At 57.5% G+C, this 9,897-nt stretch carries 13 protein-coding genes; 5 read left to right on the forward strand and 8 right to left on the reverse strand.

The genetic code is table 11. The features are described from left to right. From AC221Y_RS14900 to AC221Y_RS14915, 4 genes are all read right to left on the reverse strand, one after another. Window positions 1-777, reverse strand: a 777-nt coding sequence (locus tag AC221Y_RS14900) for a DUF2927 domain-containing protein (protein WP_486707628.1), incomplete at its 3' end; no start/stop codon positions are given. Then, window positions 774-1,217, reverse strand: a complete 444-nt coding sequence (locus AC221Y_RS14905; protein ID WP_486707629.1) for a GNAT family N-acetyltransferase — start codon at window positions 1,215-1,217, stop codon at window positions 774-776. The genes AC221Y_RS14900 and AC221Y_RS14905, both read right to left, overlap by 4 nt. Next, window positions 1,214-2,122, reverse strand: a complete 909-nt coding sequence (locus AC221Y_RS14910; RefSeq protein ID WP_486707630.1) for an AEC family transporter — start codon at window positions 2,120-2,122, stop codon at window positions 1,214-1,216. Before AC221Y_RS14910 ends, AC221Y_RS14905 begins: the two co-directional genes overlap by 4 nt. Window position 2,123: 1 nt before the next feature. Then, the gene (locus AC221Y_RS14915) at window positions 2,124-2,963 is read right to left on the reverse strand and encodes an AAA family ATPase (RefSeq protein ID WP_299755958.1); all 840 of its coding nucleotides are present in this window, start codon (window positions 2,961-2,963) and stop codon (window positions 2,124-2,126) included. A gap of 178 nt (window positions 2,964-3,141) precedes the next feature. Here AC221Y_RS14915 and dksA point away from each other — a divergent pair, with 178 nt between their 5' ends. Further along, window positions 3,142-3,588 (forward strand): RNA polymerase-binding protein DksA, encoded by a 447-nt coding sequence (gene dksA / locus AC221Y_RS14920; protein WP_299755961.1) that lies wholly within the window; start codon window positions 3,142-3,144, stop codon window positions 3,586-3,588. 92 nt (window positions 3,589-3,680) lie between these two features. Here the strand turns inward: dksA and AC221Y_RS14925 are convergent, their stop codons facing one another. Genes AC221Y_RS14925 through ccmI form a run of 3 tightly spaced genes read right to left on the reverse strand, consistent with a single transcriptional unit; the run spans window position 3,681 to window position 5,616 of the window. After that, window positions 3,681-3,920 carry a DUF1289 domain-containing protein gene (locus AC221Y_RS14925; protein WP_299755964.1) on the reverse strand — a complete coding sequence of 80 codons (240 nt, stop codon included), beginning with the start codon at window positions 3,918-3,920 and terminating at the stop codon, window positions 3,681-3,683. Further along, a complete protein-coding gene (gene ruvX, locus AC221Y_RS14930) occupies window positions 3,917-4,396 on the reverse strand; it encodes a Holliday junction resolvase RuvX (protein WP_299755967.1) in 480 nt (159 codons plus the stop codon). The genes AC221Y_RS14925 and ruvX overlap by 4 nt, the downstream gene beginning before the upstream one ends. After that, window positions 4,393-5,616 carry a c-type cytochrome biogenesis protein CcmI gene (ccmI, locus tag AC221Y_RS14935; RefSeq protein ID WP_299755970.1) on the reverse strand — a complete coding sequence of 408 codons (1,224 nt, stop codon included), beginning with the start codon at window positions 5,614-5,616 and terminating at the stop codon, window positions 4,393-4,395. Before ccmI ends, ruvX begins: the two co-directional genes overlap by 4 nt. Window positions 5,617-5,811: 195 nt before the next feature. Between ccmI and AC221Y_RS14940 the strand changes: the two genes are divergently transcribed. Beyond that, window positions 5,812-7,056 (forward strand): sarcosine oxidase subunit beta family protein, encoded by a 1,245-nt coding sequence (locus tag AC221Y_RS14940; RefSeq protein WP_299755973.1) that lies wholly within the window; start codon window positions 5,812-5,814, stop codon window positions 7,054-7,056. Between the two features lie 155 nt (window positions 7,057-7,211). Here the strand turns inward: AC221Y_RS14940 and AC221Y_RS14945 are convergent, their stop codons facing one another. Continuing rightward, complete coding sequence (locus AC221Y_RS14945) at window positions 7,212-7,355, reverse strand: hypothetical protein (protein ID WP_299755975.1); 144 nt, start codon at window positions 7,353-7,355, stop codon at window positions 7,212-7,214. 347 nt (window positions 7,356-7,702) lie between these two features. On the opposite strand from AC221Y_RS14945, the gene AC221Y_RS14950 reads away from it, so the two are divergent. From AC221Y_RS14950 to AC221Y_RS14960, 3 genes are all read left to right on the forward strand, one after another. Beyond that, the gene (locus AC221Y_RS14950) at window positions 7,703-7,879 is read left to right on the forward strand and encodes a hypothetical protein (protein ID WP_486707631.1); all 177 of its coding nucleotides are present in this window, start codon (window positions 7,703-7,705) and stop codon (window positions 7,877-7,879) included. Between the two features lie 111 nt (window positions 7,880-7,990). After that, complete coding sequence (locus AC221Y_RS14955) at window positions 7,991-8,320, forward strand: sarcosine oxidase subunit delta (RefSeq protein ID WP_299755979.1); 330 nt, start codon at window positions 7,991-7,993, stop codon at window positions 8,318-8,320. Further along, the coding region (locus AC221Y_RS14960; RefSeq protein ID WP_486707632.1) for a 2Fe-2S iron-sulfur cluster-binding protein at window positions 8,317-9,897 on the forward strand (1,581 nt) is incomplete at its 3' end. The genes AC221Y_RS14955 and AC221Y_RS14960, both read left to right, overlap by 4 nt.

Consider the following 9,897-nt stretch of genomic DNA (forward strand, 5'->3'; position numbering starts at 1 on the left):
CCGGCGATTGAGGCGCGAGAATATTGCGGGCAGGCGTGCCGCAACGGCGGCGCGGCGCATGCCGCTTTGCAGGTTTGGGTCGTAAGTGGCCCGCAACATAAGCATGTCATAGCCGGTCAGAACGGTATGGAAATTGTCATCGTTGAAGACCGATTGCGACAACCGATAAAGATCGTTCACGGGCCCCAAGGCTTGGGCGATCTCTTCGTGGAGGCAGTCACGGATTTCCTGCGGGCTTACATCTGCGGGCAGAAAGACGGCCATCTCGCGACGAACGCGCAAGCGGTTCCAAAACGTTTCGGGATCATTTCGGCGCGCACGGTATTCGCGCCAGCTCGAGACGTTGGGGCGCACGAAGCAGGCCGCGGATGGTGCGACACTTTGGATTTGGGCGCGGGACACGGGTTGAATCGTTATTTGTGCGTCGGTCCCGGCAGCCGCGCGGCGAATGTCGATCCGTGCTTCGCGGCGAAGGCGTTCCAAAAGGCGGTCGAGATCCGGACCAAGACTGCTTGGAGCCCGCCCAAGAACGCGAACTGTAATTGGGCCTTCGAATCGCGTGAACACGGGCATTGTTGCGCCATTTTCCAACGTAAATGTTAGTTCGATGAAGTCGCGGGCAAGTGCGGTGTTTGATAAGTCCGGCAAGCTGGGTGTCGCCGCGCCGAACGTATTCATCAGAGGCAATGTCAAAGGGATATGCGCCTGACGCGATGTCTGTTGTGTTCCACAGGCCGCAAGTAGTAGCGCTGCAACGAAGGGAAGGGCGCATCTCATAAAGGTCTCGTATACTTTATGAACGGCGACAAAGTCCCGACGCGGTCGTAGAGTTTGCGCGCTTGGGCGTTGAAATCTTGTGTGAGCCAATACACGGACGGAGCGTTAGCGATGTCTGCTTCAGAATAGACCGCTTCGATCAAGGCGCGTCCCACGCCTTGGCCGCGGACATTCAGATCTGCGTAAACGTCTTGCAAGTAACAGGTATTTTCAACCTTCCAGCCATGACGGTGAAAAACGTAATGGGCAAGGCCAACTGGCTTTCCATCCACTTCGGCGATTAAGCCGTGGAAATCCTGCGGGTCATCCCCTAAGAGACGTTCGAAATAAGTGTCGTAAATTTCCGGCGAAAGCTCGGTCTGGTAAAACGCCAGATACGCACGCCACAAGCGCAGCCATTCGGGTTTGTCGGCGGCGGTTAAGGGGCGGACATTGGTCATGCGAGAAAAGCCAGCGATACGAGGGTCAAAATGGACGTCCAGACGGTCACCTGCATGATCGCGTCTGTGCGAACAGAATACAGAAGCGCCAGCGAAAAGGCCATGACACCCGCGGGGCCCGCGCTTGCGAGGACGAAGAGCGGTAACGTGACTGCGGGAGGCAGTAGCGTGTAAAATAGGAATGCGATGGTTGCGGGAAAAATCACGCCTTTGATTGCGGAGATGACGTAGACCACGGGTTCGGGTTTCAGTGATGTAGCGGACAGAATGACACCCATTGCGAACAAAGCGATGGGCGAGGCGGCGTTACCGACAAAAGCGGTGAACGTGTCGATTGGGCCAGGAATTGCGACGTCGCCGGCAGAGAAGCCAAAGCCAAGCACCAGCGCCCATATAAGTGGCAGCTTCGCGATCCGCACGGCGACAAGCGCAAAGCCCGCCCCGGCATCCAGCCCCTTTCGAGCTTCCAACGCGACCATTGTGCCGCCAAAGATCAGAATGGCGTCCATTATCACGATGGAAGCGACAGGAAGAGTGCCGGTGTCTCCGTAAAGGAATTTGGCGATTGGCAGGATGTAGTATGCATTGTTGGCAAAGACACCACAAAAGCCAAGCAGAAGGGATTCTGAGATACCCAGGTGAAAGGCCTTGCGTGCGATCAGATAGCCGATCGTGTACAGCACCGTTTGCGCGCTTGCGTAAAGAGCAAGGGCCGCAAGGTTGAAATCGGTGATCGGCGCAAAGGCGACGGCGCGAAAGACGAAGACCGGCAAAAGGAGGGTCATCGCGAAACGGTTCAACACACGTGCTTCGTCATCGCTCATCTTGCCTAAGCGACCGGCGAAAAACCCGATGAACAGGATTGCAAAGACCGGTAGAATTGGGTCGATCAGAACGCTTAGCATTCTAGCTGCGTCTGCGCGCGATAAACGCAAGACGCTCGAACAGGGCCACGTCTTGCTCGTTTTTCAACAACGCGCCATGGAGTTTGGGCAGCGCATCCGTGGCTTCGCGGCGCAAATCCTCGGGGTTAAGGTCTTCGGCAAGGATCAGTTTGAGCCAATCCAGCACTTCGCTTGTGGATGGTTTTTTCTTTAGACCCGGTGTGTCGCGGATTTCGTAAAACTGCGTGAGGGCCGTTGTGAGAAGTCTTTCTTTGATGCCGGGATAGTGGACATCGACGATGGCCTTCAGTGTGTCGATCTCGGGAAAGCGAATATAATGGAAAAAGCAACGACGTAGGAATGCATCCGGCAATTCCTTTTCGTTGTTCGAGGTAATGATGACGACGGGGCGGTTTTCAGCGCGCACAGTTTCGCCGGTCTCATAGACGTGGAATTCCATACGGTCGAGTTCTTGAAGCAGGTCGTTCGGAAATTCGATGTCGGCTTTGTCTATCTCGTCGATGAGCAAGACCACACGTTCAGGCGCCACGAACGCCTCCCAAAGTTTTCCGCGACGGATATAGGACGCGACATCGCCGACGCGATCATCGCCAAGCTGGCTGTCGCGCAATCGGCTGACCGCATCGTATTCGTAAAGGCCCTGCTGGGCGCGGGTTGTTGATTTCACATGCCACTCGATAATCGGCATGCCGATGGCGGACGCAACTTGGTGTGCAAGTTCGGTTTTTCCGGTACCGGGCTCGCCTTTGACGAGAAGCGGGCGTTCGAGCGTGATGGCGGCGTTTACAGCGACGGCCAGATCGTCGGAGGCTACATAGTCTTTCGTTCCAGTAAATTTCACGCGTATGTCCTTGACTATTTTCAACCTCTGGGCACGCACCGTAGCCCCGCCATCGTGCGGCGACAAGCATGAGGATCGTGTAGTGACAAGCGCTATTTGATGGGGTACACGCCGCGCAGAAACAACCAGTTGGTACGGCTGGGTCAGGTCGTCTACCCGTTGGAGAAGAGTCAAGATTATGACAAATAACAAGGGGAATGCATTGAAAGCCGAAGTTTTCCTTCCGGACGATTATACGCCCGCTGAAGACGAGCCATTCATGAATGAACGGCAAGTGGAGTACTTCAGACGTAAGCTGCTGAATTGGAAGTCCGAACTTATGGGCGACAGCAAGCTGACGATCGAGGGGCTTCAGGATTCAAGTCGCAACATCGCTGATATCGCAGACCGCGCGAGCGAAGAAACAGACCGGGCGCTTGAGCTAAGAACGCGGGATCGACAGCGTAAGTTGGTGTCAAAAATTGATGCCGCTTTGCGTCGCATTGAACACGGCGAATATGGGTATTGCGACGAGACCGGTGAACCTATCTCACTGAAGCGGCTTGATGCGCGTCCGATCGCGACGATGAGCCTTGAGGCGCAAGAGCGTCACGAGCGTCGTGAAAAAGTCCACCGCGACGACTAAAGATCGACGCCTAAGCGAATGAGAAAGTGCTGCGGTCCGTCCGTGGCGCTTTTTTCGTTACAAAGGGTCGGTTGTGAGCCGGGATGCGAACGTTAGACGTCGCGCAGTTTCATGCGCCCTGCGCGCCCGCCGCGCCGACCCGGCATATCGGCTGCGCGTGCTGGCAGGTCTTCCATGATGGCGCGCCGCGCCTCGGGAGACAGACGCGACCAGATCGTGATCTCATCTGCGGTGCGAGCGCATCCGACACATATTTTTGCGTCACTATGGATCATGCAAATATTGATGCACGGACTTTCGATCTCGTCACGTGTCCAAATGTCGTCGCTCATGGTCGGCTCGCTTCTAGGTGGGACAAACGGTCGAGCGCCCCTTGCAAAATGTAGGACGCCGCGACATGGTCGATCACTTCGGCGCGGCGTTTACGTGAGGTATCGGCCTCAAGCAAGGCCCGTTCGGCCGCGACAGTTGAAAGACGTTCGTCCCAGAAAGAAATCGGCAAGTCAGTCAACTTTTCAAGGTTGCGGGCAAAGGCGCGGGTCGATTGGCATCGCGGGCCTTCGCTGCCATCCATATTGAGTGGCAAGCCAAGCACAATGCCGGCAATGTTGCGGTCCTCGCAGATCTCCAAAAGCCGGGCCGCGTCTAAGCCGAACTTCTTGCGACGTATCGTTTCCAGCGGCGTTGCCACCTGCCGCATACCGTCACTAACCGCGACGCCGATAGTAACTGTGCCAAGATCTAGGCCGGCCAGCGCGCGCATTGGGGGGGTGGCTGCAAAAAAGGCGATTATATCGTCGGTGATCATTGTGCTATCCCAGCCTGCGCACTGGCGCGCGCGATCAATTCCAAGGCTGCGGCGTTGCCTGCAAAGACGCTTGAGGCCTCTGCGGCGATTGCGCGGGCACGTTGGGTGTCGCCAAGAACGCCAAGGGTCGAGATGAGGCGGGCCCAGTCTTCGGGTGGCCCCCCCTCGATGGCAAGACGATCGGCAAGGCGGCCTACCATGCCTTGGATCATTTCGGCGCGCTCTTGCGGGGTCATCTCGTCTGCGGCCTCGATGTCTTCCGGGCGGAGGGCAGGTAGTCCGGAGATCACGGGAAGCTTATAATTCGTCACACCCGCCGCGAAGGCCACGGCGAGGATTTCAGCGCGCACAACAGGAACCCAAGGCGCGTTGGGGGGACTGTCTTCGAGAAGCCGTGCCCAGATTGGGAACGCCCGATCCGCGCGGCCTGCCTGCGCTTCGACAAGACCGAGATAGTAGCGTGCTGCGCCATTTTCGGGCGCCTGGCGCAAAATATCGCGCAAAACGGCTTCGGCTTCGGGTGAGACATAGCCGCCTGCTGCGAAAACCATGATATCGATCAGCGTCAGGCGGTCAACGACAGTGGCACTATTGCCCTTTACCGCAACGATCTGTTCCTGCGCCTCGCGCGCTTGTGCGAAACGACCGATGCGAGCCTCGTATTGGGCAAGGAATGTCAGGCCCTGAATGTCATCGGGCCGCTCTGCTACCGCGCTGCGGAGTTGCGCCATCAGGGTCAGAAACGCTGGATCAGGCGCTTCGGGTTTTGGGAGCTGATCAACCACTTCCGCTTCGGCAGCAACTTGAGCCGGACGGTCTGCACGCGCGACCTCCAAGGCCGCAAGGCGCGCCTGCATTGGCATGTCGCCATAGCCGGGAGCACCAAGCCACGCGTAAGTCGCGATGCCACCAACCACAACAACAAGGGCTACGATTGCAATTCCGGGACCGCTTTGGCCCGTTTGGTCAAACTCACGGTCGCTGGAGCGATTGTCAGCTTCAAGAAGGCGGCGCGAGACTTCGATACGGACCGCTTCTGCCTCGGCCTCGGTCAGAATGCCGCGCGCAAGGTCGCGTTCCACCTCGGTCAGCTGATCCTTATAGACTGCGATGTCCGAATTGGCAGCAGTTACATCATGAAGCCTTGCCGCGCGCAGGGCCCCGATGAGCAGACTTGCGACGACAAGCGCCATTGCGACAGAGATTATCCAAAATAACATTCCCTTCACTTAATGTGCAAAACATCGGATCGGAAGGGATTTCGACCCCTGCGACAGTCGGTCTTGGGGGCAATTCTGGCTTCGTGTCGCGAAACAGCCAAGCCTTGCCGCTTGCTGCCTTCACATTTGTGCTATTTTTTACCAAGAAAGAACAATGCGTCGGACGCTCTCTGACGCCAAAGGGGTGATGCACTGATGAGCCGTTATTCCGTATTCGCTGTGGCGCGTGAAGCATTTCGTGACCATCAGGGCTGGACGCGTGCTTGGGGATCGCCTGAACCAAATCGCAAGTATGATGTGATCATCATCGGCGCGGGCGGACATGGGCTTGCGACGGCCTACTACCTTGGTAAAAATCACGGCATCCGCAATGTGGCGATTCTTGAGAAAGGATGGCTAGGTGGCGGGAATACCGGGCGCAATACGACCATCATCCGCTCGAACTATCTGCAAGACCCCTCGGCGGCGATTTATGAGAAGGCACGCAGCCTTTATGAGGACCTGAGCCAGGACCTTAATTACAACGTTATGTTCAGCCCGCGCGGTGTCATGATGCTGGCACAGACAGAACATGAAATTCGCGGCTACCGGCGGACCGCGCACGCCAATGCCCTTCAGGGCGTCACAACCGAGTTTATTGCCCCTGAGCGCGTGAAGCAGCTGTGCCCCATCATGGAAATACGCGGGCCGCGCTATCCGGTTCTGGGTGCGCTTTGGCAACCACGTGGCGGAACTGCGCGTCATGATGCGGTCGCCTGGGGCTATGCGCGCAAATGCTCTCAAATGGGCATGCACGTTATCCAGAAATGCGAAGTTACGGGTGTCAGGTCCGAAAGCGGCAAAGTCGTTGGAGTGTCAACATCGCGGGGCGATATCGACTGTGACAAGCTGGGCGTCGTTGTGGCGGGGCATTCCGGCCATGTCGCGGATATGGCCGGGTTCCGACTGCCGATTGACTCGGTGGCATTGCAGGCCTTGGTCAGTGAGCCGATCAAGCCGTGCATGGACGTGGTTGTCATGGCGAATACGGTTCATGGCTATATGAGCCAGTCCGACAAGGGCGAGATGGTCATAGGTGGCGGCACGGACGGGTATAACAACTTTACTCAGCGTGGATCGTTCCATCACATCGAGGAAACTGTACGCGCGTTGGTTGAGACGTTCCCGATGATCTCGCGATTGAAAATGCTGCGCCAGTGGGGCGGGATCGTGGATGTAACGGGGGACCGCTCGCCGATCCTGTCAAAAACGCCGCTTGAGAACTGCTTTATCAACTGTGGTTGGGGAACTGGTGGTTTTAAGGCGATCCCAGGATCGGGCTGGGGCATGGCGCAACTGATGGCGAGCGGACATTCGCCTTTAACCGAGGCTTTCGGTTTGGACCGCTTCAGCGAGGGGCGTTTTATTGATGAAAGCGTGGCGGCTGGGGTGGCGCACTAGTGGGGGCCTTCAGTATGACTTTCGCTTCCACCGCCGCCGGCTTTGTTGTCGGTGCTGTCGGGTTTAGGACACAAACCTTTCAGAGCGGCCCATGTGGCGCCAATCTCCAGAAGTGCGAGAGGCAGTATTTGCAAAGCGGGCTTCAACAACGCCGGCTACTTCCACGTCTTCCAGATCGGACCACCGCCCTTGGCGCGATTAGAGGTGCGGTCGGACTTGGTGTTCATGCCGCGCCAGACCGCGAAGATAGCGCCGCCAAGCAAAAGGGCGATTGGCATGATTTGGAAGACAGGTTTCATTCAAGGACCACCGTTGTCACTTCCGCTTGCGCGGAGAAAATTCGCATTCTTGAGGGCTTCGGAATCAATTGGATCCTTTTTCGCCGCTCAATAGGCTTGAAAAACTTGAATCTCTGCAAGAGCTTCGCGCAGCGCGGCTGGAAACGCGAAGGACTTCACTCATTGTACGCATGCTCCATGCATCGTTGCGAAACGTATATAGGGGCTCTTTGCGGTGCGCAAAGCCGTTCGGTGGAAAAACACTGTCTCAATCGCGTCAACGCGCCGATGCCTCAAAATGAATTCGTTGGCTTGAAGGCTGTGAACCGTACAATATCGGTTGGGGAGGACCAACAGGAGATTTCGATATGCAACGAGTCCTCAATCGGTTGCCAACCAGCGGGTCACTCCCCCGCCGCCGTGGGGCATTTGCGGGCTTTATTGTGGGTGCGGCAGTGCCTTTGCTTCTGGTTGGGCTTTTTATCGTTTCGCTGCGCGGCTACGCCAATACCGAGCAGCCGCAGCAGGTCTATTCCAACGTCTAAACCGCTTTACCGGGGCGAGCTTGGCTTCTCTGCCCTGGCAGCCCTTTATCTTTATCCAAGTGCCGTCCGGTCGGGCGGCGCTTTTGATTGGTTTGAAAGACAGGTTGCGCCATGCTGATTCTGAAATGTCCCTACTGCGGCGTTGCCTGTGACGAGACCGAATTAGACGCCGGTGGGGAAGCGCATCTGACGCGCCACGGCCCCGGGTCCTCGGACAATGCGTTCGAGGAATACATGTTTATGCGGGAAAACCCACGCGGCGTTCATTTCGAGCGGTGGCGGCATGCCTATGGGTGTGGAAAGTGGTTCCATGCAGCCCGTAACACGTCGACGCTTGAAGTATTTGGAACATATTCTGCGCAAGTAATTGAGCCGCCGAAAGACATTCGTGAAGCGATTTCGGCCAAAGTGCCGGGTTGGCGCTGGAGGGACTTCGCATGAGTCATCGTCTTGAGACCGGCGGTCGCCTGATCGATCGGACTGTACCGCGCCAGTTTACTTTCAACGGTAAGACCATGCGGGGGTACGCGGGCGATACACTGGCCTCGGCTCTTCTTGGGCAGGGGCAGATGCTTGTTGGCCGTTCGTTCAAGTACCACCGCCCGCGCGGTATCGTTGCCAGCGGCGCGGAAGAACCAAATGCCCTTATGAGCCTTGGTACTGATAAAACATTCGAGCCAAATGCACGGGCTACGACGACTGAATTGTTCGATGGGCTGGCGGCAGAGAGCCAAAACCATTGGCCAAGCCTTGAGTTTGACATCGGCGAGATCAACGCAAAGCTATCGCGGTTTTTGCCGGCGGGATTCTATTATAAGATGTTCCTTTGGCCCAGGTCGTTCTGGAAGCATGTCTACGAACCGATTATTCGCAAATCCGCTGGTCTTGGGCGGGCGCCCCGGCACCGGGACGCAGACCACTACGAGCATTTCAATGCCACGGTGGACGTTTTGATCGTTGGCGGCGGCATTGCCGGCCTTCAGGCGGCGAAAGCTGCCGGTGAAGTGGGTGCCGATGTGTTGTTAATTGAACAGACTGCCCATTGGGGTGGTCGGGCGCCGGTGGATGGCGCGGTGATTGATCGCGTTTCGGCGGATGAATGGGTGAGCACGACTTTGGCGACTCTTGAAGCCATGCCAAACGTGCGGCTGCGCATGCGCACTATGGGGGCGGGCGTTTATGACCACGGCTATGCCTCGGCCTACGAGCGCCTAACGGACCACGCGCCTGATCCCAGCCTACCGCGGCATCGCCTCTGGCGTATTCGCGCTGGGAGGATCGTGACTGCGACCGGAGCAATCGAGCGTCCCTTGTCCTTTGCTGGGAATGATTTGCCGGGGGTTATGTTGGCCTCCGCGGTGCGTGACTACGTGACGAATTATGCCGTGGCTCCGGGGCAGCGGACGGTTGTTGTGACGAACAATGACGATGGGTACCGCACGGCGTTGACGGTGCAAAACGCCGGATTGGAGACTGTAGTTCTGGACGCGAGATCTGGAGCGACTGGCCCCCTGGCAGAGGCCGCGCGCGCGGCCGGTATCCGCGTGATGACTGGGCGCGGAATTTCCAAAGTGACTGGGAAGGGCAAGGTCGAGGCTGTTGCTGTCTGCGATGTTCTGGGCGCGGGCGCCGTCCTTGAGGAACTTCAGGCAGATTGCGTCGCGATGGCGGGAGGTTGGTCTCCGGTCGTGCATCTTTGGTCCCATTGCGGTGGCAAGCTGACCTGGCAAGACGACGGCGCGCTCTTCAGACCTGACCCTAAGCGTGCACCAACCGACGCAGACGGCGCGGCTTTTGTTCTGGCGGCTGGCACGGCCAATGGTGAGTTCACGACGGTTGACGTTTTGTCGGATGCTCAAAAAACGGGCGAGGCCGCGGCCATTCAGGTGGTGGCTTCGGGGAAGGCTGGTGCGGCTGCAACGGCGGATCCTGAAACCGTGCAGGCGATGCGCCCGGTTTGGACGATGCCCGAAAAAGCATCTTACGCGCTGCGTTCGAAGGCTTGGCTTGATTACCAG

The organism is Boseongicola sp., from assembly GCF_057460485.1.